Source organism: Rathayibacter sp. VKM Ac-2857 (assembly GCF_013205025.1).
Lineage (GTDB): Bacteria > Actinomycetota > Actinomycetes > Actinomycetales > Microbacteriaceae > Rathayibacter.
This window is the reverse complement of sequence record NZ_JABMLE010000003.1, coordinates 143,108-165,649: the sequence shown is the minus strand read 5'-3', so window position 1 is coordinate 165,649 and position 22,542 is coordinate 143,108. Positions and strand designations below refer to the sequence as shown.

The following is a 22,542-nucleotide window of genomic DNA, read 5'->3' as shown; positions in this document are numbered from 1 at the left end:
TCGAGCGCGCGGGTCAGCGCTCGGTGACGACGCCCGCCTCGACGTGCCAGTGGCGGGTCAGCTGCACGGTCTCGAGCATGCGGCGGTCGTGGGTGACCAGCAGCAGCGTGCCCTCGTAGGCCTCGAGCGCCTGCTCGAGCTGCTCGATCGCGGCGAGGTCGAGGTGGTTGGTCGGCTCGTCCAGCACGAGGAGGTTGGTGCCGCGCGCCTGCAGCAGCGCCAGGGCGGCGCGGGTCCGCTCGCCGGGCGAGAGCTCGCCGACGGGGCGGGAGACGTGGTCGGCCTTGAGGCCGAACTTCGCCAGCAGGGTGCGCACCTCGGCGGTCGGCCACTCCGGCACCAGCGCCTCGAAGGCGTCGGCGAGCGGCACGTCCGAGGCGAGCATCGCGCGCGCCTGGTCGATCTCGCCGATGGCGACGCTCGCGCCGAGTGAGGCGCCGCCCTCCTCCGGAGCGGAGCGGCCCAGCAGCAGTGACAGGAGCGTCGATTTTCCGGCGCCGTTGGGGCCGGTGATGCCGATGCGGTCGCCGGCGTCGACCTGCAGCGAGACCGGGCCGAGGGTGAAGGTGCCGCGGCGGGCCACCGCGCCGTTCAGCGTCGAGACGACCGAGCTCGAGCGCGGGGCGCTGCCGATCGTGAAGGCGAGCTGCCACTCCTTGCGCGGCTCCTCCACCTCCTCGAGCCGGGCGATGCGGCTCTCCATCTGCCGGACCTTCTGGGCCTGCTTCTCGCTCGACTCGGCCGAGGCCTTGCGGCGGATCTTGTCGTTGTCGGGCGCCTTCTTCATCGCGTTGCGGACGCCCTGGCTCGACCACTCGCGCTGGGTGCGGGCCCGCGAGACGAGATCCTCCTTCTTGTCCGCGAAGTCCTCGTACTTCTCGCGGCGCTGGCGGCGGGCGGTCTCGCGCTCCTCCAGGTACGCGTCGTAGCCGCCGCCGTAGACGGTGGTGGTGTTCTGGGCGAGGTCGAGCTCGAGCACGCGGGTGACGCTGCGGGCGAGGAACTCGCGGTCGTGGCTGACCAGCACCACGCCGCCGCGCAGCCCGCGGACGAACGCCTCGAGCCGCTCGAGGCCGTCGAGGTCGAGGTCGTTGGTGGGCTCGTCGAGCAGCACGACGTCGAAGCGGGAGAGCAGGAGGGCGGCGAGGCCGACGCGGGCCGCCTGGCCGCCGGACAGCGAGGTCATCAGCGAGTCGGCGGCCACGCCGCCGGTGCGGCCCGCGGCGTCGAGCGCCAGGCCGAGGTCGGCGAGGACGACGGGGGTCCGCTCGTCGAGGTCGGCGGCTCCGCTCGCCAGCCAGCGGTCGAGGGCGAGCGCGTAGCGGTCGGCGATCCGGCCGTCGGGATCCGGCTCGGCCAGCGCCGAGGCGGCCTCGTCGAGCTCGGCCGAGGCCTCGGCGGCACCGGTGCGGCGGGCGATGTAGGCGGCGACGGTCTCGCCCTCGCGGCGCTCGTGCTCCTGGGGCAGCCAGCCGACGAAGGCGTCGCCGGGCGCGAGCACGACGCTGCCGTCGAGCGGGGCGGTCTCGCCGGCGAGGATGCGCAGGAGGGTGGACTTGCCCGCTCCGTTCGCACCGACGACGCCGACGACGTCGCCCGGGGCGACCGTGAGATCGAGGCGGTCGAACAGGGTGCGGTGCGCATAGCCTCCGGAGAGGCCCTTGGCGACGAGGGTGGCGGTCACCGGTCCAGCGTAGGCGGGCGCGCGGGGGCTCGATCTCGCTAGACGGCCTGATTGCACGCCCGTCTAGGATGGCCGGATGAGCGAGACGACGGTCCGGGGCGGCGCGGGCTACTGGTACCCGGACGAGTCGTCGACGCGTCGTGCCGTCGAGGTGCTGAGCGCGATGCGCGGGTACCGCGTCTCCGAGGTCGCGATGCGCCGCCGCACGCGCGAGAAGATGGCGATGGGCGAGACCGACCTCATCGCGATCCAGTTCCTGCTCCGCCGGCAGCGCGAGGGCGACCTCGTCAGCGCGAAGGACCTCGCCGCCCACCTCTCGATCTCGTCCGCCTCGACCACGGTGCTGATCGACCGCCTCGTCCGCAGCGGGCACCTGGTGCGCAAGCCGCACCCGAGCGATCGGCGCGGCATCGTCGTCGAGGCCACGGTCGACAGCGACCAGGAGGTCCGCGAGACGCTGCAGCAGATGCACCGCCGGATGCTCGAGATCGCGGAGGACCTCGACCCGGGCGAGGCCGAGGTGGTCGTCAACTTCCTCCGGCGGATGGGGGCCGCGGTCGACGAGATCGATGCGGACGAGGCCGAGTCGGTCCCTGCCTCCGACGAAGCCGAGAACTAGCTAGACCTTCTAGTAAAGAGCCGGACTAGGGATAGGCTGGCTCCATGGGTCAATTCCTCTACGGCACACCGCCGGCCGTGCTCGAGATCGAGGATCGGACCCTCGCGCACCTGCAGATCGTGGTCTACGCGAAGTTCCGGCGCGACGAGCGCTTCAGCCTCACCCTCGACTCGATGCCCGAGGGCGCACGCGGTCGCCACTCGTTCTGGATGAATCCGAACATCGCGCTGCAGTTCCACTTCGCCGGCAGCCGCCAGCCCACGATCAACCCGTCCTGGGTCGAGCTGCTGATGGACGCGGCGAACGGCGGCGGCGGGCTGCGGCTCCTGCCCGAGCCGCACGCCTGATCCGCGCCGCACGCCTGATCCGCGCCGCGTCGCCCGTCCGGAGCGTCGTCCGGCGACGACCCGCCCCGCGCGTCTCCTAGGGTGGAGCAGTGCGTCCGGGGGTGGGCGCGACGAGGGGGAGCAGATGCGCGCACGGGTACTCGGAGGCGCGCTGGTCGTGCTCGCGCTGTCGGCGGGGCTCGCCGGCTGCTCCGCACCGGCTCCGGCCCCCACGGTGACGGTCTTCGCCACGGCGACGCCGACTCCCGATCCGACCGTGACGGCCGCGCTCCCGCAGTCGACGGCCACGGTCTTCGTGCCGGTGCCGGAGGCGACGGTGACCTTCACCCCGAACGACGTGCCCGTGATCCCCGAGACGGCCTTCGCCGTCGACAACGGCGCGGTCCCGGGGGCGAGCGGCGAGCCGGCCACGAACGCCGCGGGGGACATCGTCACCTACACCGTGGTGGAGGGCGACTCGTTCTTCGACATCGCGCAGCGCTTCGGGATTCCGGTGCAGCAGCTGCTGCGGATGAACCCCGGGGTCGCGGGGGCGGGCGAGGCGGTCTACATCGGCAACGTCATCAACCTCGACGCGAACTACCTGGGCTGAGCGACCGCGCCGGCCCGAGTGGCCGCGCGGCACGGCCCGCTCGCGAGGCGCGGAGCGCTACTCCGACTTCGGCAGCAGGTGGAAGGCGAGCCCGAGCGACGCCGAGATCATCAGGATCCCGCCGAAGAAGAGGAAGCCGGCGAGGTCGGGCAGCAGGAACGAGTTGCCGAGCACCAGGATGCCGCCGAGGAAGAGCACGAAAGAGAGGACGACGCCCAGACCAGTCATGCCCTCATCGTACGGGGCGCACGACGGGAAGGAGGCGCCCGAGGGCGAGCGCCCGGCCCGCCCTCGCTCGGCTCAGGGCAGCAGGAGCGTCCGCAGCTCGTCCGCGCCCGAGGCCACCGCGATCGTGCCGACCGCCTCGAGCGGCGAGCCGTAGCCCCACTCGACCATGATCGTCGGCACCCCGTGGGCGGCGGCACCGTGCACGTCGTGCTCGCGGTCGCCGACCATGACGGGCGTCGAGAGGTCGACGCCGATCTCGCGGAGCCGGCGCAGCGCCTCCTCGACCACGTCCGCCTTCGCGCTGCGGACCTCGTCCTCGGAGGCGCCGCAGATGATCGTGAAGTGCTGGGCGAGGCCGTAGTGCTCGAGGACCCGGCGTGCGGCCGACTCCGGCTTCGAGGTGGCGAGCGAGAGCGGGATGCCCGAGGCGGCGATGCCCGCCAGCAGCTCCGGCAGCCCGGGGTAGACGCTGGAGTCGAAGAGCCCGCCCGCGTTGTAGCGGCGGCGATAGACCACGAGGGCCGCCTGCGCCTCGTCGACGCTCATCCCGCCCAGCTCGCGGAACGCGTCGAGCAGCGGCGGGCCGACGTAGGCGAGCAGCTCGGCGGGCGTCGGCACCGGGCGGCCGAGCTCGACGAAGGTGTCGACGAGGGTGCCGGTGATGCCGGGCGCGGAGTCGGTGATCGTGCCGTCGAGGTCGAAGAGGATGCAGCTCCAGGTCGCTGCGAGGCCTGGCTGCGCATCGGGCGCGAGAGTGGTGTCGGACATGGCGGGCTCCTGCCCTCGAGGGACGAAGGTGATCCCGGCGGTGTGCCCCGTCGGGGGGAACACTCTACGGTGCCGGGGCGTCGAGGGACTGCTCGATGAACGACCGGGCGACGACCTGGGCGATCGAGCCCGCGTCGAGCTGGACGGCGACGAAGTCGGCGGTGCGGATCAGGGCGAACGCCTCGCGGCCGGGCAGGACCAGCATCTGCACGCGCGGGTGCTGCTGCCGGGGGACGGCGGCGCGCAGCTCGTCGGTCGAGGTGAAGAGCGGGAGCACCTGCTCGCCGGTGGTGGCGGCGACCACCCGCACGTGCGGCACTCCGCCCGGCTGCGAGCCGGTCACGTCGACGACGAGCGACCCCTCGAGGCAGGCGGCGAGGAGGCGCTCCACGCCCTCCGCGGTGGCGTCGGCGACCAGCGCCTCGAGCGCGTCGCGCGCCGCCGTGTTGCGGTACGGGCCGGGTCGCGACGGGCGGGCAGGGGGTCCGTTCCTCCGGGGCATGCCTTCACGGTATCCGGGTTCGCGCCATCAATCGAATCTGTCGCGACAATCGCGCGCATTCGTCGACCGCATGCGATATACGACGGATGGCGGAGAGATGAGCCGATTCTCAGGCGCAATCCGCGTGCTTATCCTGAGTATCGGCGCAGATCATGGCGATGAATCGCGCGAATGGCGGCGATAAGTGCTCGCCGAGGCAGCAAGGAGGGGTAATGTCTTCTCCTGTCAGTGACATCCAGGAGGAAAAGTGGCCCAGAAGATCACGCTTGTCGACGATATCGACGGAACGCCTATCGACTCCGGTGACGGCGGCACCGTCCGCTTCAGCATCGACGGAGCCAACTACGAGATCGACCTCGGTCCGGACAACATCGCCGAGCTGCACTCCGCTCTCGAGAAGTTCGTCTCGAACGGCCGCCGCGTCGGATCGCGTCCGGCTGCTGCCGCATCCGTCGCCTCGGCGTCGAAGAGCGACCCCAAGCAGCTCAAGGCCGTCCGCGAGTGGGCGAACGCCAACGGACACCAGGTGTCCGACCGCGGACGCATCCCCGCGGAGGTCCAGGCGGCCTACGCCGCCGCGCACAAGTAGAGTCGCGCCTCGGCGCACCGAGAGGTCGCGCCCGCACCGTCGAAAGGCCCCGTCGATCCGTCGACGGGGCCTTTCGCGTGCGGATTCGTGCGACCGCGCAGGGTTTCTCGCAGAGCCCCTGCAAAGGGGGACGCGAGCGCTAGAAGAGGCGCGTGTGCGAATCGTCGACGCCGCGCATCGACTCGTAGTCGAGCACGACGCAGCGGATTCCACGGTCCTGCGCGAGGGTCCTCGCCTGCGGCTTGATCTCCTGCGCGGCGAAGACTCCCGTCACCGGCGAGAGGTGCGGATCGCGATTCATCAGCTCGAGATAGCGGGTCAGCTGCTCGACGCCGTCGATCTCTCCGCGGCGCTTGATCTCGACCGCCACGGCGGCGCCCGAGGAATCGCGCGCGAGGATGTCGACCGGCCCGATCGCCGTCATGTACTCGCGGCGGACGAGGGTGTGGCCCTCGCCGAGCAGGTCGATCTGCTCGGCCAGGAGGCGCTGCAGATGCGCCTCGACGCCGTCCTTGATCAGGCCGGGATCGACGCCGAGTTCGTGCGCCGAGTCGTGCAGGACCTCGTGGATCGAGACGACGAGCGCGTCGCCGGTCTTGCGGTGCGAGACGGTCCACTGCTCGAGGACGCCGATCGCGCGCGCGTCCTCGTCGGGCTCGCCGGTGCTGAGGGTGCACGGGGGGCTCATCCAGTTCAGCGGCTTGTAGGAGCCGCCGTCGGAGTGGACGAGGACGCTGCCGTCGGCCTTGACCAGCAGGAGTCGGGTGGCGAGGGGGAGGTGGGCGCTGAGACGGCCGGTGTAGTCGACGGAGCAGCGCGCGATGACGAGACGCACCCGTCGAGGATACGGCGCGGCGGGAGGCGCCCGGCGATCGGCGGCGGTCAGGCGGGGCCTGTGGAGGAGAGGCCGGCGCGAGCTGTGGAGGAGGGGCTGGAGTGACCTGTGGAGGAGAGGCGGTCGCTCAGGCGGGGCGGGTGGTGGGGCGCCGCCGTCCGATCGGCGGTGCGGGCGGCGCGGAGCCGAGGAAGGCGCGGAGGGCGATCGCGAACTCGGCGGGCGCCTCGACCCACGGGTAGTGGCCGCAGCTCTCGATCGCGGCCAGGCTGCCCTGCGGGAGGAGGGCGGTGAGCACCTCCAGTGGGCGGAAGCCGACGAAGGGGTCGTCCTCGCCGCCGACGATCACGACCGGGCAGCTGATCCGGGGGAGCGCCGCGCGCAACGGCTCCGGGTCGAACGGGGCGAAGAAGGCCGCGACCGCGTCGGGGTACCAGACGGCGGCGCTCTCGTAGGCGAGGGCGCGGGCGTCCCAGGTCGACCAGGCGAGCGGCGCGGCACGCGGGTAGAGGGCGATGCGCCGCTCCGGGTCGCGCTCGTCGGCGAGGAGCAGGGCGGCCTCGAGGGCGGAGTCGAACCAGGACTCGTGCCGGTGGCGCTCGGCGATGACGGCGCGGTCGTCGTCGTCGTCGTGGATCCCGAGCCAGGCGGTCGCGGGGGCCACCAGCAGGAGGTGCGCGACGTGCTCCGGCGCGCGGGCGGCGTGCACCAGGGCGGTGCGGCAGCCGGTGGCGTGGGCGAGGAGGTCGATCGCGGGGACGCCGAGGTGGCGGCGGAGGTCCTCGACGTCGTCGGCGGCGTCGGCGAAGGAGCGGGGCGGGACGGCCGCGGAGCCGCCGACCCCGCGGGGGTGCAGCACGAGCACCCGGCGCATGCCCGCGACGGGCTCGAAGGCGCCGAGGTAGGCGGGGTGGCGGCCCGGGCCGCCGGACAGGACGACGAGCGGTGGCGCGTCGGCCGTGCCGAGCTCGTCGACGTGGAGCACGGCGCCGTCGCGGGCGGTGAAGCGCATGGTGCGGGCCCCTCCTGCGCGCGGTGGTGCGCGCGGATCAGGGGCAGCTTAGGGGCGCGGGGTCTCGATACGCCGCTGCGCGGCTACTCGAGCAGCATGTGCTCGCGCTGCCGGCCTTCCTTGCTGATCGAGTGGGCCGCGGAGCGGGCGTATCGAGATCCACCGACGTCAGAACCTGAGTCTGCAGACCCGCCCTGCTGGGGACGGCGGGTCTCGATACGCCCCTGCGGGGCTACTCGACCAGCATGGGGCGGGCGCGCCTGCGCGGGAGGTGGCTCTGCCGCTTGTCGAGCAGCCCGCGGAGCGGACCTCTTCGCTGTCGAGCGGCCCGTGGAGCGGCCCCCTTTGCTGATCGGGCAGCCCGCGGAGCGGTCCTCTTTGCTGATCGAGTAGCCCGCGGAGCGGGCGTATCGAGATCCGCCGGCGTCAGGCCATGCGGAGGACGTTGCCGGTGACGCGGCGGCCGGCGGGGGAGACGAGGTAGGAGACGAGGTCGGCGACCTCGTCGGGGCGGGCGACGTCGAAGAAGGAGTCGTCCGCGGCGACGGCCTCGCGGACGTCGTCGGTCACCCAGCCGGTGTCGGTCACGGGCGGGTGGACGGCGTTGGCCGTGACGCCGAGCGGGCTGAGCTCGAGCGAGGCGGAGATCGTGTAGTTCACCAGCGCGGCCTTCGCGGCGCCGTAGGAGACCTCGCCGGGGAAGCCGCGCTCGCCGCCCGAGGTGAGCGTGACGATGCGGCCGCCGTGCCCGCCGCGGCGCTCCAGGCGCTCGGCGAGCTCGGCGATCAGCAGCGCGCCGGCGCGGGCGTCGATGTCGAGCACCCGGTCGATGCTCGCGGCGTCGACCCGGCGCTGCGGGCGGCCCATCCAGTCGTTCGGGCGGGTGCGGAAGGTGTCGATGACCGAGCCGGTGGCGTTGTGGACGAGCACGTCGACCGGGCCGAGCGACTCCTCCGCGGCGTCGAGGAGCAGGGCGGCGGAGGCGGCGTCGCGGAGGTCGGCGGAGACGGCGCGGGCGCGGCCACCCGCGGCGCGGATCCGTTCGGCGACCTGCTCGCCGTCGGTGCGGTGGGCGAGGCGCTGGCGCTCGGGCTTGTACTCCGGCAGCTCCTCGGCGAGGAAGGCGACCAGCACGGCGAGCCCGTCGGCGGCCAGGCGCTCGGCGATCGCGGCGCCGATGCCGTGGTTGGCGCCGGTCACGACCGCGACGCGGCAGGGCTCGAGGCCGGGGGTGCTCACGCGGACGCTCCGTCCTGCACGCGCTCCGCCGGCGCCTTCGGCGACCGGGCGGCCGGCGAGGCGATGCCGGCGACGACGACGAGCGCGAGCACCAGGAACAGGGCGTTGAGGAGGCCAAAGTGCTCGCCGAGGAAGCCGATCGCGGGCGGGCCGACCAGGAAGGCGACGTAGCCGAGCATCGCGACGGCGCTGACCCGGGCCGCCGAGTGCGGGCCCTCGGCCGCGGCCGACATGCCGACCGGGAAGCCGAGCGAGCAGCCCAGGCCCCAGGCGACCGCTCCGGCGATCACGAGGCCGTCGACCGGCGCGAGGATGAAGAGCAGGATGCCGACGATGGCCAGGCCGGCGGAGGCGCGCAGCACGGGCACCCGGCCGAAGCGGTCGAGCACGGGCCCGCCGAGCACGCGGCCGACGGTCATCGCCGCGACGAAGACGCCGAAGACGACGGCGGCGGTGGTCTTGTCGGTACCGTGGCCGTCGACCATCGCGAGGGTCAGCCAGTCGTTGGCCGAGCCCTCCGCGAAGGCCATGCCCAGCATGATCAGGCCGATCAGGACGAGGCGGCCGTCGCGCCAGACGCCGAGCGAGGCTGCGACGCGCTCGCGCACCGGTGCCTTGACGACGGTCGCGACGCCCGCGGTGTCGAGCTCGTCGCGGACGGGGACGAAGCGGATTGCGACCGCGACGGTGAGCACCACGACGACGGCGACGCCGCAGAGGTGCGCGGCGACCGGCACGGCGAGGGCGGAGGCGGCGGCGCCGAGGATCGCGCCGAGGACGGTGCCGAGGCTGAAGAAGGCGTGGAAGAGCGGGAGCAGCGTCTTGCCGAAGGCCTTCTCGTTCGCGGCGCCCTCGACGTTCATCATCACGTCGACCGCGCCGTTGCCGAAGCCGAGCAGCACCATGCCCGCGAAGGCGAGCGGGAGGGCGCCGAACGCGTCGGCCGCCAGGCCGAGGAGCGCGAGACCGGAGGAGCAGACGACGAGCCCGGCGACCATGCCGCGGCGGGCGCCGAGCAGCGACATGATCACGGTCGAGAGGCTGAGGCCGACGATGGCGCCGATCGACATCGAGAGGATCAGCAGGCCCACGCCGGAGGTGGAGAGCTGCAGCTCGTCGCGGATGGCGGGCGTGCGCGAGACCCAGGTGGCGATCGAGAGGCCGCTCAGCACGAAGATCGTGAAGACGGCGTTCCGCCAGGCGACGAGCTGCGGGCGGGTGAGGGCGGAGGTCGAGGTCATGCGGGGGTCCTGGCTGATCGCGGGGCGGTCGTGGGGGGCCTGATCGATGGCGATCGAATCGATTCGACGCGGGCCGGTCTAAGCTATCCGGAACGCCCGGACCGGTCAAGGACGAGTCGCCGGACGCCGGCCGGCCGGGTCGGGGACGAGGAGCACCGTGGAGTCGAGCAAGGCCGTGGAGTCGAAGAGCGCCGGATCGCCGGCGTCGCGCCCGACCCTCGCGCGGGTCGCGAGCCGGGCGGGAGTGTCGCCCTCGACCGCCTCCCTCGTCTTCAGCGGCGCCGGCCCCGTCGCGGCCGCGACCCGGGAGCGGGTGCTGCTGGCCGCCGCCGAGCTCGACTACGCCGGGCCCGATCCGCGCGCGCAGTCGCTGCGGCGCGGGCGCTCGGGGATCGTCGGGGTCGTCGTCGACGAGCGGGTGCTGCACGCCTTCCGCGATCCGATCAAGATCGCGATGCTCGACGGCATCGCGGACGTGCTCGGCGGGGCCGACGCGGGCATCCTGCTGCTCACCGAGACCGAGGGCGGCTCGGGGCTGCTGGCGACGGCGCCGGTGGACGCGATGATCCTGGTCGGCTGCAGTCCCTCCGTCGACGACTCCGTGGCCGTGCTGCGCCGGCGCGGCGTGCCGGTCGTGGTGGTCGAGGGGGTCTCCGACCTCGGTGCGGCCGTGGTCTCGCTCGACAACCGGGAGGCGACGCGGACGCTGGCCGAGCATCTGCGGGAGCTGGGGCACGAGCGCGTCGCCGTGGTCTCGCTGCCGTTCGCGAAGGACCGCCGGCGCGGCCCGATCCCGGCCGACTGGCGCTCGAGCCCGAGCATCACGGCGGTCGAGCGGCTGCTGGGGGCGCAGGACGTGTTCGGCGACCTGGACGTGGTGGCGGCGGGCGCGAGCACGGTCGACGAGGGGGTCGCGGCGGGGCAGGCGCTGCTCGGCGCGGACGAGCCGCCGACGGCCGTGATCGCGCAGAGCGATCTGCTGGCGGCCGGCGTGATCCTGGCCGCAGAGAGGCTCGGGCTGCGGGTGCCGGGCGACGTGTCGGTGGTCGGCTTCGACGGCGTGCAGGTGCCGGGGCTCGCCGCCGAGTACGACCTGACGACGATGGCGCAGCCGGCGGTCGAGAAGGGCCGGGCCGCGGCCCGCGCCGTGCTCGCGCTGATCGCCGGCGACGAGGCCGAGCCCGTGCGCTTCGAGGCCGTCTTCCACCGCGGCACGACGAGCGCCCCGCCGCGCTGACTCCCTCCGCGAGATGCCACATATGAGCGGATTCTGCGGCGTGTCGGGCTCATATGTGGCATCTCGCGGGGAGGGGCGGGGGCGGGGGTCGCCGGGAGTTGTGCACAGGGTTGTCCACAGGGTGTTCGAAACTTCGTTCGAGGGTCAGCGGAGCCAGACGTCGCCGCGGAAGCGGAGGCCGAGAGTGAGCGCGCGGGCGCCGAGGAAGCCGACGGCATAGGCGATCCAGAGGGCCAGGAGGCGCCAGTCCTCGGGCGCGAGGGGCGCGAGCAGGGCCAGCGGGGCGAGGACGGCGAGGTTCGCGAGGCCGCTCAGCGCGAGGTAGCGGCCGTCGCCGGCGCCGATCAGGACGCCGTCGAGGACGAACACGCAGCCGCCGAGCGGAGCCGTCAGGCCGACCACGACGAGGGCGGCGGGGAGCAGACGGAGCACCTCGGGGTCGCTCGAGAAGACGAACGGCAGCACTCCGCTGGTCGCGACGATCACCGCTCCGAGGGCGACTCCGGCACCGATTCCCCAGGTCACACACCGTTTCGCCACCGCGCGGGCGCGGGCGGGGTCGCCCTCGCCGAGGAGGCGGCCGAGCAGCGCCTGCGCCGCGATGGCCACCGCGTCCAGGGCGAAGGCGACCGTGGAGAACAGCGTCATCGCCACCTGGAAGGCGCCGAGCTCCTCGGCGCCGAGCGAGCCCGCGACGGCGACGGCGAGCAGGATGGCGGCGCGCAGCGAGGCGGTGCGGAGCAGCAGCCAGCCGCCCGACCCCGCGGAGGCGCGCAGCCCGGCCGGGTGCGGCCGCAGCGGCGCCCCGACGCGGCGGGCGAGTCGCAGCGCGATCACCGCGTAGGCGCCGAACATCCCCCACTGGGCCACGACCGTCCCCAGGGCGGACCCGGTTATCCCCAGGCCGGCGGGGTAGATCAGCACGGCGTTCAGGGCCGCGTTCACCGCGAATCCGCCGCCCGCGATGATCAGCGGAGTGCGGGTGTCCTGGAAGCCGCGGAGCAGCCCGGTGAGGGCGAAGACGCCGAGCATCGCGGGGATCCCGGCCATGCTCACCGAGAGGTAGCGGACGCCCGCGTCGGCGACCGCGGGCTCCGCGCCGAAGAGGCCGATGAGGGCGGGGGCGGCGATCGCTCCGGCGACGGCGATCACCGCGCCGAGGGCGAGCGCGAGCCAGCCGCCGTCGATCCCGGCGGCCACGGCCCGGCGCTCGTCGCCCTCGCCGAGCGCGCGGCCGACCCGGGGCGTGGTGCTGTACGCGAGGAAGACCATCAGGCCGACGATCGTCTGCAGCACCGCGCCGCCGAGGGCGAGGCCGGCGAGCGGCACCGCGCCGAGGTGGCCGACGAGGGCGGAGTCGGTGAGCAGGAACAGCGGCTCGGCGATCAGCGCCCCGAGCGCGGGCACGGCGAGCCGCAGGATGCTGCGGTCGAGCGTGCGGCGGTCGGTGGTGGTCACCGCTCGACGGTAGCGGGACGGGCGGGGCGCGCGGGCGGGTCTCGCGGGCGGTGGCTACGGTGGAGGCACCCCGGACGGAACGAGCACCATGGCATCCCGCACTCCTCGCCTCGGCCTCGGCCTGGCCGCCGTCGGGCGACCGGCCTACATCACCGCGGGGCGCGACGGCGACCTCGGGCCGCCGGAGGGGCGCAGCGTCGACGCGTTGCGCGCGCGCTCGCACGAGCTGCTCGACACCGCGTGGGACCTCGGCGTCCGCTTCTTCGACGTCGCCCGCTCCTACGGCCGCGCCGAGGAGTTCCTCGGCGGCTGGCTCGCGGAGCATCCGGAGCGGCGCGGCGAGCTGGCCGTCGAGTCGAAGTGGGGCTACGAGTACGTCGGCGCGTGGGCGATGGACGCGGACGTGCACGAGCGCAAGGAGCACTCGGTCGCGATGCTCGAGCGCCAGTGGTCGGCGACGCTCGCGGCGCTGGGCAGCGCGCCCGACCGCTACCTCGTGCACTCGATCACTCCCGAGAGCCCGGCGCTCGTCGACCGGGTGCTGCTCGACCGGCTGCGCGGGCTCGCCGGGTCCGGCGTCGCGGTCGGGCTCTCGACCAGCGGAGCGGAGCAGGCGCGGACGATCCGGCTCGCCCTGGCGATCCCGGACTCGCCGTTCAGCACGGTGCAGACGACGTGGAACCTGCTCGAGCGCTCGGCCGGGGCCGCGCTCGCCGAGGCGCACGACGCGGGCTGGACGGTGGTGGTCAAGGAGGCGCTCGCGAACGGGCGGCTGGTCGGCGACCGGGCGCCGGAGCTGCTGCGGGGGCTGCCCGGGGCGCCGGAGGACGCTGCGCTCGGCGCAGCGCTGGCGCAGCCGTGGGCGGATGTCGTGCTGAGCGGGGCGGCGACCCCCGGGCAGCTGCGGGAGAACCTGCGGGCGCGGGCCGTCGCCGTGCCGGAGGGGCTGCCGGCGCAGGAACCCGGGGAGTACTGGGCCGAGCGGTCCGCCCTCGCCTGGCGCTGACGCGCGGGCGGTCGGAGGAGCTCCGGCACGTGAAACGGCGTCCGGCTCGTGGGATCGGCGGGTTCTGGCGTGCCGGAGGTGGGGCGGCGGCGGGCGGGTGCGGGTCAGCGGGGGGCGACCGCCGCGAGCCACTGCTCGACGAGGGCGGTCAGCCAGTTCGGGTCCTCGCCGGGGGTGAGGACGAGGACGGCGTGGTCGGGGGCGCGCCAGTCGAGGCGGCCGTCGGGGTCGGAGAGCGCGTCGGCGAGGGGGCGCTCCGGGACGGCCGCGGCTCCGCGGTGCAGGATCGCCTCGACGCGGTCGCCCGGGCGGAGGCGGAGGGTCACGAGGTGCGCGCCGATCGCGTAGCTCGGGGCGTTCCACTTCACCGACTCGACGAGGCGCTCGTCGGCGGCGAGCACGGCCTCGCGGGTGCGCTCGATCTGCTCGCGGCGAGGGTGGTGCATCGCGTCGACGTGTGCGGTGACGGAGGCGTCGAGTCGGGCCATGCCGCCACGGTGGCACAGCTTCGCGACCCTCGCCGAGACGCGCCGTGAGGTGATGCGCGGATCGGCGGCGGAGGCGATATCGTGGCAACGGCTCTCCGTCGATTCACGCCACGGCAAGCCCTGGCGCCCGGACCTTCCGCCCTGTAGTGCGGAAGAAGTCCCGCCCCCGCCGCATCCGAGCGTGCTGCCCCCTCTCAGGGTCCTCTCAGACCGAGGCTTCCTCCTCCGTCTTGACGGCCCGCTCCAGCGGCTTAGCGTGACGTCCACGTCGCCCCCGTGACGCGTCTGCTCGGCCTCCCCCGCCGAGCGACCTGTTCTTCTGACGCTCTCTGCGGAGTACCCCATGTCGCGTGCCCGAACCGTCCTCACCCTGACCGCCGCCCTGATCGCGGGCACGCTGGTCGTGCCGTCCTGGGCGGGAGCGGACCCCGCTCCCACGACCCAGATCGACGGCTTCGAGCGGGCGGATCCCGGCCTCTCGGTCGTCGCCGGCACGGCGTCGGCGTCGGCCTCCGCGGAGGCGTCGGAGGGCGGCTCCGCCCTCGCCGTCGACTACGACGTCACGGCCGGACTGGCCGAGCTCGCCTACGACCCCGCCGTCGCGCCGGTCGTCCCGACCCCGGCGACGGCGCTCACCGTCGACCTCCGGGGCGACGGCTCGTACAACACCGTCTACCTGCGGGTGCGCGACGCGACCGGCGAGACCTTCGTGCACCGCGTCGACGCGATGCGCTCGACCGAGTACCAGACCCTCACCGTCGATCTCACCGCGGAGCCCGCCGCGCGGGAGGGCGGCGACGCCGACGGCGTGCTCGACGCCCCGCTCACCCTCGCGGGCGTCCTCGTGGTGCGCAACGGCGAGCAGCCGCCCGTCGGCTCCTTCGTGCTCGACGACGTCCGTGCGGTGACGACCGGCTGGACGCTGCCCGTCGCGGCGACGCCGTTCGTCTCGCCGTCGGCCGGCGAAGAGGCGTCGTTCTCCTTCGAGGCCGCGACGCCGGGCGACTGGGAGCTGCGCCTGACCGGCGCGGACGACCGCTCTCGCGTCCTCTCCGGAACGGCCGGCTCGGCCGGCACGGTGAGCCTCGACTGGGACGGCGACGACGACCAGGGCCGGCCGATCACCGGCGAGGTCAGCGGCGTCTTCCGCCAGGACTCCACCGCCGACGGCGCCCTCGGCTCGGCGACCACGACCGGGATCCCGCTGCTCGTCACGCTGGCCGCCGCGGACGATGCGGCGCTCACCGAGCTCGTCGAGAGCTTCGACGCCGGCCCCGACGGCTGGGGCGTCGCCTCCGGCTCGGCCGTGCTGCGCCGCGGCACCGCCACCGGTCCCGCCGCCGCCGGGCGCACCCAGGGGACGGACGCGCTGGCGGTCGACTACGACCTCGGCGCCGGCATGACGCAGATCAGCCGGACGGCTCCGCTCGCCGTCGCCGACGCACCGGTGACCGGCCTCAAGGTCGATCTGCGGGGCGACGGCAGCTACAACACCGTCTACGTCCGGCTCGCCGACGCGACCGGTGAGGTGTTCACCTACCGCCTCGACGCGATGCGGCACTCGAGCTGGGCCACGATCGCGGTCGACCTCACCCAGGATCCGGCGCTCGCCGAGGGCGGCGACGCCGACTCGGTGCTCGATCTGCCGCTGACGCTCGCCGGCTTCTCGGTCGTCCGCAACGGGCAGCAGCCGGCGACGGGCACCTTCCTGCTGGACAACCTGCGGATCGTCGGCAGCGGCTGGACCCTGCCGGTCTCCGACACCGAGTTCCTCGAGCCCGGCGCCGCGGCGGAGCTCGGCTTCACCGCGGGCGGCGGCGGCGACTGGCGGATCGAGCTCCGCGACGGCCAGGGCCGCGAGCGGGCGATCACCGGCACCGAGGCGGCGGCCGGCGAGGTCTCGACGACCTGGGACGGCACGGCCGGCGACGGCACGGCGATGCAGGGGCCGATCAGCAGCGTCTTCCTCCAGGACGCCACGCCCGACGGCACCCTCGACGGCGGCAGGACCCGCTCCGCGACGCCGGTCCTGCTGACGGCCGCGGCGGCGGACCCCGCCACGGCGAGCCTCGTCGAGGGCTTCGAGTCGGCCTCGGGCTGGCAGGTCGCCCTCGGCAGCGGCTCGATCGCGACGACGACGCAGCGCACCCAGGGCGCGCAGGCGCAGCGGATCGACTACGACCTCTCCTCCGGTCTGCTCGAGACCGTGCAGAGCCCCCCGGTGACCGTGCTGACCGCACCGGCCCGCGGGCTCCGGATCGATCTGCGCGGCGACGCGAGCTACAACACCGTCTACGCCCGGCTGCACGACGCCACCGGCGAGAGCTTCACCTACCGGCTCGACGCGATGCGCTCCACGGCGTGGACGACGGTCGACGTCGATCTCACGGCCGCCCCGGCGGCGGTCGAGGGCGGTGACGGCGACCAGGTGCTCGACCTGCCCGTCGTGCTGAGCGGCTTCCTGGTCGTGCGCAACGGCGACCGGCCGGCCGTCGGATCGGTGGTGCTGGACAACCTGCGCGCCGTGACCACCGGCTGGTCGATGCCCGTCTCCTCCACCGACTTCTTCACTCCGGCCACGGACCAGACCATGTCGGTCGATTTCACGACGGCCGGTCCGGGGGACTACGAGCTCCGGCTCGGCGACGCGGACGGCCGCACCAGGACCGTGACCGGCGAGGCGGCGGCGGCCGGCCCGGTCTCGGTGCCGATGGACGGCGCCGACGACACGGGAGCGATGATGCGCGGGGACCTCTCGGCGGTCTTCGCCCATGACGACTCCGCCGACGGGACGATGGCCTCGAACGCCGCGCGCAGCGGGACGCCGGTGCTCCTCACCGTCGCCGACACCGACTCCGACTCCGCGGTCGCCGAGTCGTTCGACACGGGCGGCGCCGACTGGGTCCGCGCCGCGGGCACCGTCACGCCGTCCACGACGACCACGCGGACCGAGGGATCCGGGGCGCTCAAGCTGACGTACGACCTGACGAAGGGCGACGCGGAGACGGAGTCGAAGACCACTCCCGAGGCCCTGCTCACCGCTCCCGCCTCCGCGCTCAAGCTCGACGTGCTCGGCGACGGCAGCTGGAACACCGTCTTCCTCAAGCTCCGCGATGCGACCGGCGAGATGTTCCTCTACCGCGTGGACGCGCTGAGCCTCTCGCGGTGGACGACGGCGACCATCGACCTGCGGGCGCCCGCGGCGGACACGCACCTGGGCAACGAGGACGGCGTCCTCGACTACCCGGTGTCGCTCGTGCGGATCAACATCGTCCGGAACGGGGCCTCGGCGCCCGCCACCGGCTCGGTCGTGCTCGACGACCTGCGCGTCGTCGACAAGGACTGGACGCTGCCGACCGCGAGCCGCGAGCGGTTCTCGCGGGAGAACGCGGCGACCACGACGATCCGCTTCGCCGCGGGAGCGCCGGGCGATTACGCGCTGAGGCTCGCCGACAACAGCGGTCGCACGCGCACCTACTCCGGCACCGCCTCCGCGGCGGGCCCGGTGAGCATCACCTGGGACGGCACGGACTCCTCCGGCGCCGGCATGGCCGGCAGCATCTCCGGCCGGCTGAGCTGGGACTCCACTCCCGACGGCACGCTGACCACCCCGGCCACCGCCGGGCAGCCCTGGCTCACCGGTGTCAGCGCTCAGGTGACGGAGGCGAGCCCGACCTCGATCAGCGGGATCAACAGCTTCCTCACCGAGCAGGACTCGCCCGTCGAGGCCGACCGCCAGGCGGCGCTGCTCGAGGACGCCTCGGTCCGCTGGGCCCGCGAGGAGTTCGAGTGGAAGCGGATCGAGCCGCGCCGCGGCTTCTACGACTGGGCGAAGTTCGACCAGGCCGTCGCGATCAGCCGGGCGCGCAACGTCGACATGATCGGCAAGCTCGCCTACTCGGCACCGTGGGCCTCGTCCGCTCCGGCCGGGACCGCGGCCGACGTCGCGCAGTACTACCCGCCGTCGGACACGGCCGCCTTCGCCGCCTACGCGGCGGCGACCGTCGAGCGCTACAAGGACCGCGTGCACGTCTGGGAGGTCTGGAACGAGCCGAACACCGACTACTACTGGCGCGGCGGGACGGCGCAGCAGTACGGCGCGCTCCTCAGGGCGGCGTACAGCGCGATCAAGGCGGCCGACCCCACCGCGACCGTGCTGGTGGGCGGGCTGGACCAGTTCAGCGACCCCTTCATGCAGGGCGTGCTGGACGCCGGGGCGGGCGACTCCTACGACGGGCTCGCCATCCACACCTACGCGGTGTCCGGAGCGCCCGAGGTGAGCGCGATCCCCACCTACCTCGACGCCGCGGAGGCCTTCCTCGCCCGCACCTCGCCGGAGCGGGGCCTGTGGATCACCGAGGTGAGCTGGGCGACCTGCGGGAGCTGCGCCCATGCGACGAGCGAGGCCGATCAGGCCGCCTTCCTCTCCCGCTCCTACCTCGACGCGGCGGCCAGGGGGATCCGGGCGATCGCCTGGTACAACCTCGTCGGCGGGTCGGACCAGGAGAACTTCCTCGACACCTACGCGGTGACGGAGAAGTCGGGCCGGCTGAAGCCCGCCTACACGGCGCTGAAGGACGTCGGCGCGATCCTCGCCGAGGGCACGGCGGTCGGACGCGCGGGGGCGACGGCGGCCTCGGCGCCGGTCAGGGTCGACGACTTCGGCACGCTGTCGAAGTTCGCGGTGTCGACGATCGGCGGCGGGAGCGCCACGCTGGGCACGACGGCGTCCAACTACTCCGGAGCCGCCTCGCTCGAGCTCGACTACGACTTCTCCGGCTCGTCGAGGGGGGCCCAGATCCAGACCAGCCGACCGGTGACGGGCTCGCCGACCGCGGTCTCCGTCTGGGTGAACGGGGACGCGAGCGCGAGCCCGGTCTACCTCAAGATCACCGACGCCACCGGTGAGACCTTCCAGGGCCTGGTGGGCAACGTGGGAGCGCCGGGCTGGGAGAAGATGACCCTCTTCTCGGACGGCCTGAACCCCAACTACACCCACTCGGGCGGTGACGACGACGGGGTGTGGGACTACCCGGTCAAGCTCACCGACATGTTCGTCTACAAGAGCACCTCGGGGGTCGACTCCGGCACCGTCCTGATCGACGACCTCACGGCCGACTACGGCGTGAACATCCACGGCACGGTCTTCCACACGCCGACCGAGACGATCCAGGCGGTCTACACCGCCGGCCCGGCGACGGCCTCGCTGCAGGTCTCGGGGACGCAGGCCGCGGTGCGCACCGCGGGCGGCCGCTCCGCGCTCACCGTCTCCGACTCGCACGCGACGGTGACCCTCGGGACGCGGCCGGTCTTCGTCGCCTCGGCCTTCGGGCTGACGCCGGGGACCGCGCCGAGGGGGAGCACCGTCACCCTGGACTGGCTGACCGCCGACGCGACGGTCACCGCCGTCGTGGTGGTCAAGGCGAACGGCTCCGCGGTCAGGACGCTGACCTCGAACAAGGAGTACCTGTCGGGCCGGCAGGTCCTCAGCTGGGACGGCAGGCTGTCGAACCAGACGATCGCCCCGGCGGGCGGCTACCTGATGCGGATCACGACCGTCACGCTCGACGGCCGCACCGTCGTCACGAAGGTGCCGTTCACCCTCACCTGACGCCGGGCCGGGGCCTCACCTCGCGCGGAGGAGGGGCTCCCGGTCGGGCGTCAGCGGTGCGGCCCGGAGCGCCGCCGTGTAGATCCGGTACCGGTGGATCTGCGCGGCGGCGCTCGCCGCTCGTCCGGGCCGGTGGCCCGAGACGGCGAACCAGAGCATCCGGCTGCGCATGCCGGCGAGGACCACGGCGCGCCAGAACCGCTGCTGCAGCCCGCTCCGCGCCATCCGCCAGCCGTAGAGGTCGAACAGGTTGACGATCCAGTCGGTGCCGACCCGGCCGTCGACGTCGCTCGACGAGCCGCCCATCGCGTGCAGCGCGTGCAGCCGCGGGTCGAGGACGACGCGCAGCCCCTCGGCCCGGATCCGCAGGCACAGCTCGACGTCCTCGGCGTACATGAACCAGCGGTCCGTGAGCCCGTCGAGGCGCCGCCAGAGCTCGAGGGGCACCATCAGGCAGCCGCCGCTGACCCAGTCGACGTCGCGCGGTCCGCCGTCCAGATCGGCGGTGAAGAGGTAGTGGCCCTCGAGCGCCGGGACGCGGCGGCCGAGGCGCGACAGCCCCGTCTGGTGCAGGAGCATCTTCGCGATGGTGGGGGCGTGACCGGCGGCGACGATCACCACGTCCTCGCCCTCGTTCTCGAGCAGCGGCGAGACGGCGCCGATCGACGGATCCGCGTCGAGCAGGGAGGCGAGGCCGGACACGGCCGAGGCGGAGATCTGCGCGTCGGGGTTGAGCAGCAGCAGGTGCCGTCCGGAGGCGTGAGCGGCGCCGAGATTCACGGCGCGCGAGAATCCGGCGTTCTCGGTGTTCTCGATGATGCGCACCCACGGGTACTCGGCGCGGAGGACCGCGACGGTGTCGTCGCGGGACAGGTTGTCGACGACGAGGACCTCGAGTCCGGCGGGCGGCTCGCCGCCGTCGGCCAGCGCGTCGAAGCAGGAGCGGATCACGCCGACGCTGTTGTAGGTGACGACGACGACGGAGACGGCGGGCGGTGTCGTCACGGCAGGACCTCCAGCACGGCGGCGCGCAGGCGGTGCACGACGCTCTCCCAGGTGTAGCGCTCGAGCACCGCCGCCGGGTCGGCGGGCGGCTGCGGATCCGCGACGAGCTCGCGCATCGCGGCGGCGATCGCCCGCCGGTCCAGCGGGTCGACCAGGCGCGCCTGGTCGCCGAGGATCTCGCGGAAGACCGGGATGTCGCTCGCGAGGATCGGCGCCCCGGCCGCGAGGGCCTCGAGTGTCGGCATCCCGAACCCCTCGTCGAGGGTGAGGAACACGAAGAGGGCGGTGCTCTCGTAGAGCCAGCGGAGCTCCTCGGTGGACACCCGGCCGAGCAGGCGGACCGAGCCGTCGGCGCGGGCCGCCTCGGCCGCGGGGCTCAGCCGGACACCGAGACCGGACGCCTCGCCGACCACGAGCAGCGGGAAGGTGGGGGAGAGGACTCCCGAGTCGAGGGCCGCCTCGATCGTGGTCACGAGGTTCTTGCGGGCGTTGAGGCGTCCGACGGCGAGCAGGAAGCCGTCGAGCTCGTCGAGCCCGGCCGGGGCCGTCGCCTCCGCCGACTGGAAGCCGCGGGCGAGGCCCAGGCCGATCGGGACGGCGGAGCGCGCCGCCGAGGTGCGGACGATCCGCCCCGCCTCCGACGCGCTGCTCGTCGCGACCAGGGCCGCGCGCCGCACCGTCGCGGGCATCAGCGCGAAGTAGGCCCGCTCCTTGCGGGTGAACCACTGCGGGTCGCTCCGGAAGAGGAAGTCGTGGACGAAGACCGCCGAGCGCCCGATCAGCGGGGTGAAGTTGTGGCTGATCGTGATGTCGGGCCGGTGCCGGGCGGCGAGGAGGCCGAGCTCGAGGATCGCGCTGACGCCGTGCGGCCGCAGCCGGGTGCCGACCACGGCGATCGAGGAGCCGAGCTCGGCGCGCGCCGCCGCCACCCCCTTCCGGGGAACGGCGAGAGCGAGGGAGTCCTCCGGGAACTCCGCCCGCCAGGTGAGGACTATCTCGCGCTGCACCTCTCGATTCGATATCGGCCCGGAGAGCCACCACGTGCCGTCGAACAGGATGCGGAGGGGGCGCCGTGTCGTCGTGTCGAGCATTCGGCGCCTCTCTGGAAAGGTCGTCTTCGATGAGGTGGTGCGACCGGGCCGAAGGATTCGCGGGACGACCGCGAACGACTTCTCTCCGAAGCGGCAGTGGTCACGTGATCATCGAGTCGGCTGCCGCATCGGAACGGCTGGTCGCGTCCCGATCGCGGGATCCGATCAGTCGGCGTGATTCAGACTGTAGCGAAGACGACGAGTGCCGCCGATCCTCTCGGAGAGACGCGCGCCGCAGAAACGGGAGGCCCGGATGAGAGCACACCGCGTGATCGCACTGCTGCGCTGGGGAACGGCGCTCCTCGGCGCGGTGGTCGTCGTGGACGCGATCGCGGTCGCCCAGATCTCGGCCGGCACTCCCGCCACGATCGACTTCCTCAGCTCGGTGACGGCCCTCTCCAACATCCTCTCGATCGTCGTCCTGGCGATCGCCGGAGCCGCCGCGTGGCGATCGCCGGAGCGGACGGGCCGACGCAGCAAGCCGCGCGCGGTCCCGCATTCGCGGGGACTGACCCTGCTCAGAGGCGTGAATGCGGCGACTCTCACCAGCATGTCCGCGCTGTTCCTGGTCATCTACGGGCCGACGGTGCTCGGCGATCCCTCGCAGCTGAACCCGAACACGATCGTGCTGCACCTCGTGATCCCGGTGCTCGGGCTGCTCGACTGGCTGCTCCGGCCCGGACCCGTGCCCTTCCCCCGCGCGGCCTTCTGGCTCGTGCTGGTCTTCCCGGTGCTCTGGTTCGCCTACACCGCCGTGCGCGGTGCGCTGACCTCGCGGTACGTCTACGAATTCCTCGATCCGGCGGGGGAGGGGGCGGGCGGGACCGCTCTCGCGATGACGGCCTTCATCCTGTCGATGTTCTTCCTCATCGGAGTCGCGGTCCTCTCTGCTCAGCGCTGGCGTGTCACCCGGACGGGGGCATCGGCATGACTGGGAATACCCCGACCCGAGGGTCGTGGACCACACAGGATAGCCATGCGCCATTGCAG

General features: G+C 73.5%; 20 protein-coding genes. 8 read left to right on the top strand and 12 right to left on the bottom strand.

All coding sequences use genetic code 11. The annotated features are described in order from the left end of the window. Positions 1-13: 13 nt before the first annotated feature. Positions 14-1,684: an ABC-F family ATP-binding cassette domain-containing protein gene (locus HQQ86_RS14305; protein ID WP_173288954.1), complete on the bottom strand. Its 1,671-nt coding sequence runs from the start codon at positions 1,682-1,684 to the stop codon at positions 14-16. Positions 1,685-1,760: 76 nt separating this feature from the next. On the opposite strand from HQQ86_RS14305, the gene HQQ86_RS14300 reads away from it, so the two are divergent. From HQQ86_RS14300 to HQQ86_RS14290, 3 genes are all read left to right on the top strand, one after another. Then, on the top strand, positions 1,761-2,303 hold the full coding sequence (locus HQQ86_RS14300) for a MarR family winged helix-turn-helix transcriptional regulator (RefSeq protein WP_173288953.1): 543 nt from the start codon (positions 1,761-1,763) through the stop codon (positions 2,301-2,303). A gap of 44 nt (positions 2,304-2,347) precedes the next feature. Further along, a complete protein-coding gene (locus tag HQQ86_RS14295; RefSeq protein WP_173288952.1) occupies positions 2,348-2,650 on the top strand; it encodes an ATP-dependent DNA ligase in 303 nt (100 codons plus the stop codon). 124 nt (positions 2,651-2,774) lie between these two features. Further along, positions 2,775-3,242, top strand: a complete 468-nt coding sequence (locus HQQ86_RS14290) for a LysM domain-containing protein (RefSeq protein WP_173288951.1) — start codon at positions 2,775-2,777, stop codon at positions 3,240-3,242. Between the two features lie 57 nt (positions 3,243-3,299). On the opposite strand, the gene HQQ86_RS14285 is transcribed toward HQQ86_RS14290, so the two are convergent. The 3 genes from HQQ86_RS14285 to HQQ86_RS14275 form a co-directional block, all read right to left on the bottom strand. Beyond that, positions 3,300-3,470: a hypothetical protein gene (locus tag HQQ86_RS14285; RefSeq protein ID WP_160086051.1), complete on the bottom strand. Its 171-nt coding sequence runs from the start codon at positions 3,468-3,470 to the stop codon at positions 3,300-3,302. A 72-nt stretch (positions 3,471-3,542) separates the two neighbouring features. Further along, positions 3,543-4,238, bottom strand: coding sequence for an HAD hydrolase-like protein (locus tag HQQ86_RS14280; RefSeq protein WP_173288950.1), 696 nt, complete (start codon positions 4,236-4,238; stop codon positions 3,543-3,545). 64 nt (positions 4,239-4,302) lie between these two features. Then, positions 4,303-4,740, bottom strand: coding sequence for an SseB family protein (locus HQQ86_RS14275; protein WP_173288949.1), 438 nt, complete (start codon positions 4,738-4,740; stop codon positions 4,303-4,305). A 247-nt stretch (positions 4,741-4,987) separates the two neighbouring features. Between HQQ86_RS14275 and HQQ86_RS14270 the strand changes: the two genes are divergently transcribed. Next, entirely contained in the window at positions 4,988-5,329 is a 342-nt protein-coding gene (locus tag HQQ86_RS14270) for an Lsr2 family protein (RefSeq protein WP_159982719.1), read from the top strand. Between the two features lie 139 nt (positions 5,330-5,468). Here the strand turns inward: HQQ86_RS14270 and nucS are convergent, their stop codons facing one another. The 4 genes from nucS to HQQ86_RS14250 form a co-directional block, all read right to left on the bottom strand. After that, on the bottom strand, positions 5,469-6,164 hold the full coding sequence (gene nucS / locus HQQ86_RS14265) for an endonuclease NucS (protein WP_173288948.1): 696 nt from the start codon (positions 6,162-6,164) through the stop codon (positions 5,469-5,471). A 127-nt stretch (positions 6,165-6,291) separates the two neighbouring features. Further along, complete coding sequence (locus HQQ86_RS14260; protein WP_173288947.1) at positions 6,292-7,176, bottom strand: alpha/beta fold hydrolase; 885 nt, start codon at positions 7,174-7,176, stop codon at positions 6,292-6,294. Between the two features lie 426 nt (positions 7,177-7,602). Beyond that, the gene (locus tag HQQ86_RS14255) at positions 7,603-8,415 is read right to left on the bottom strand and encodes an SDR family NAD(P)-dependent oxidoreductase (RefSeq protein ID WP_216845546.1); all 813 of its coding nucleotides are present in this window, start codon (positions 8,413-8,415) and stop codon (positions 7,603-7,605) included. Beyond that, entirely contained in the window at positions 8,412-9,656 is a 1,245-nt protein-coding gene (locus tag HQQ86_RS14250) for an MFS transporter (RefSeq protein WP_173288946.1), read from the bottom strand. Before HQQ86_RS14250 ends, HQQ86_RS14255 begins: the two co-directional genes overlap by 4 nt. A gap of 157 nt (positions 9,657-9,813) precedes the next feature. Here HQQ86_RS14250 and HQQ86_RS14245 point away from each other — a divergent pair, with 157 nt between their 5' ends. Next, the gene (locus HQQ86_RS14245; RefSeq protein ID WP_367948665.1) at positions 9,814-10,893 is read left to right on the top strand and encodes a LacI family DNA-binding transcriptional regulator; all 1,080 of its coding nucleotides are present in this window, start codon (positions 9,814-9,816) and stop codon (positions 10,891-10,893) included. Positions 10,894-11,037: 144 nt separating this feature from the next. Here HQQ86_RS14245 and HQQ86_RS14240 read toward each other — a convergent pair whose 3' ends face one another. After that, the gene (locus HQQ86_RS14240; protein WP_367948664.1) at positions 11,038-12,351 is read right to left on the bottom strand and encodes an MATE family efflux transporter; all 1,314 of its coding nucleotides are present in this window, start codon (positions 12,349-12,351) and stop codon (positions 11,038-11,040) included. A gap of 88 nt (positions 12,352-12,439) precedes the next feature. Here HQQ86_RS14240 and HQQ86_RS14235 point away from each other — a divergent pair, with 88 nt between their 5' ends. Then, entirely contained in the window at positions 12,440-13,357 is a 918-nt protein-coding gene (locus HQQ86_RS14235; RefSeq protein ID WP_173288945.1) for an aldo/keto reductase, read from the top strand. A gap of 104 nt (positions 13,358-13,461) precedes the next feature. On the opposite strand, the gene HQQ86_RS14230 is transcribed toward HQQ86_RS14235, so the two are convergent. Further along, positions 13,462-13,845 (bottom strand): DUF1801 domain-containing protein, encoded by a 384-nt coding sequence (locus HQQ86_RS14230; protein ID WP_173288944.1) that lies wholly within the window; start codon positions 13,843-13,845, stop codon positions 13,462-13,464. Positions 13,846-14,188: 343 nt separating this feature from the next. Here HQQ86_RS14230 and HQQ86_RS14225 point away from each other — a divergent pair, with 343 nt between their 5' ends. Further along, positions 14,189-19,456, top strand: a complete 5,268-nt coding sequence (locus HQQ86_RS14225) for an endo-1,4-beta-xylanase (RefSeq protein ID WP_173288943.1) — start codon at positions 14,189-14,191, stop codon at positions 19,454-19,456. 15 nt (positions 19,457-19,471) lie between these two features. Here the strand turns inward: HQQ86_RS14225 and HQQ86_RS14220 are convergent, their stop codons facing one another. After that, a complete protein-coding gene (locus HQQ86_RS14220; RefSeq protein ID WP_173288942.1) occupies positions 19,472-20,461 on the bottom strand; it encodes a glycosyltransferase family 2 protein in 990 nt (329 codons plus the stop codon). Continuing rightward, positions 20,458-21,468: a glycosyltransferase family 1 protein gene (locus tag HQQ86_RS14215; protein WP_173288941.1), complete on the bottom strand. Its 1,011-nt coding sequence runs from the start codon at positions 21,466-21,468 to the stop codon at positions 20,458-20,460. The genes HQQ86_RS14220 and HQQ86_RS14215 overlap by 4 nt, the downstream gene beginning before the upstream one ends. 337 nt (positions 21,469-21,805) lie before the next feature. On the opposite strand from HQQ86_RS14215, the gene HQQ86_RS14210 reads away from it, so the two are divergent. Then, a complete protein-coding gene (locus HQQ86_RS14210; protein WP_173288940.1) occupies positions 21,806-22,483 on the top strand; it encodes a Pr6Pr family membrane protein in 678 nt (225 codons plus the stop codon). The last annotated feature ends 59 nt before the right edge of the window (positions 22,484-22,542 follow it).

What these genes read in the sequence shown, in the direction of transcription:
- HQQ86_RS14235 (WP_173288945.1), top strand. Translation starts at nt 12,440, where the DNA reads ATGGCATCCCGCACTCCTCGCCTCGGCCTCGGCCTGGCCGCCGTCGGG.
- HQQ86_RS14210 (WP_173288940.1), top strand. Translation starts at nt 21,806, where the DNA reads ATGAGAGCACACCGCGTGATCGCACTGCTGCGCTGGGGAACGGCGCTC.
- HQQ86_RS14300 (WP_173288953.1), top strand. Translation starts at nt 1,761, where the DNA reads ATGAGCGAGACGACGGTCCGGGGCGGCGCGGGCTACTGGTACCCGGAC.
- HQQ86_RS14290 (WP_173288951.1), top strand. Translation starts at nt 2,775, where the DNA reads ATGCGCGCACGGGTACTCGGAGGCGCGCTGGTCGTGCTCGCGCTGTCG.
- HQQ86_RS14275 (WP_173288949.1), bottom strand. Translation starts at nt 4,740, where the DNA reads ATGCCCCGGAGGAACGGACCCCCTGCCCGCCCGTCGCGACCCGGCCCG.
- HQQ86_RS14285 (WP_160086051.1), bottom strand. Translation starts at nt 3,470, where the DNA reads ATGACTGGTCTGGGCGTCGTCCTCTCTTTCGTGCTCTTCCTCGGCGGC.
- HQQ86_RS14230 (WP_173288944.1), bottom strand. Translation starts at nt 13,845, where the DNA reads ATGGCCCGACTCGACGCCTCCGTCACCGCACACGTCGACGCGATGCAC.
- HQQ86_RS14250 (WP_173288946.1), bottom strand. Translation starts at nt 9,656, where the DNA reads ATGACCTCGACCTCCGCCCTCACCCGCCCGCAGCTCGTCGCCTGGCGG.
- HQQ86_RS14295 (WP_173288952.1), top strand. Translation starts at nt 2,348, where the DNA reads ATGGGTCAATTCCTCTACGGCACACCGCCGGCCGTGCTCGAGATCGAG.
- HQQ86_RS14280 (WP_173288950.1), bottom strand. Translation starts at nt 4,238, where the DNA reads ATGTCCGACACCACTCTCGCGCCCGATGCGCAGCCAGGCCTCGCAGCG.
- HQQ86_RS14225 (WP_173288943.1), top strand. Translation starts at nt 14,189, where the DNA reads ATGTCGCGTGCCCGAACCGTCCTCACCCTGACCGCCGCCCTGATCGCG.
- HQQ86_RS14260 (WP_173288947.1), bottom strand. Translation starts at nt 7,176, where the DNA reads ATGCGCTTCACCGCCCGCGACGGCGCCGTGCTCCACGTCGACGAGCTC.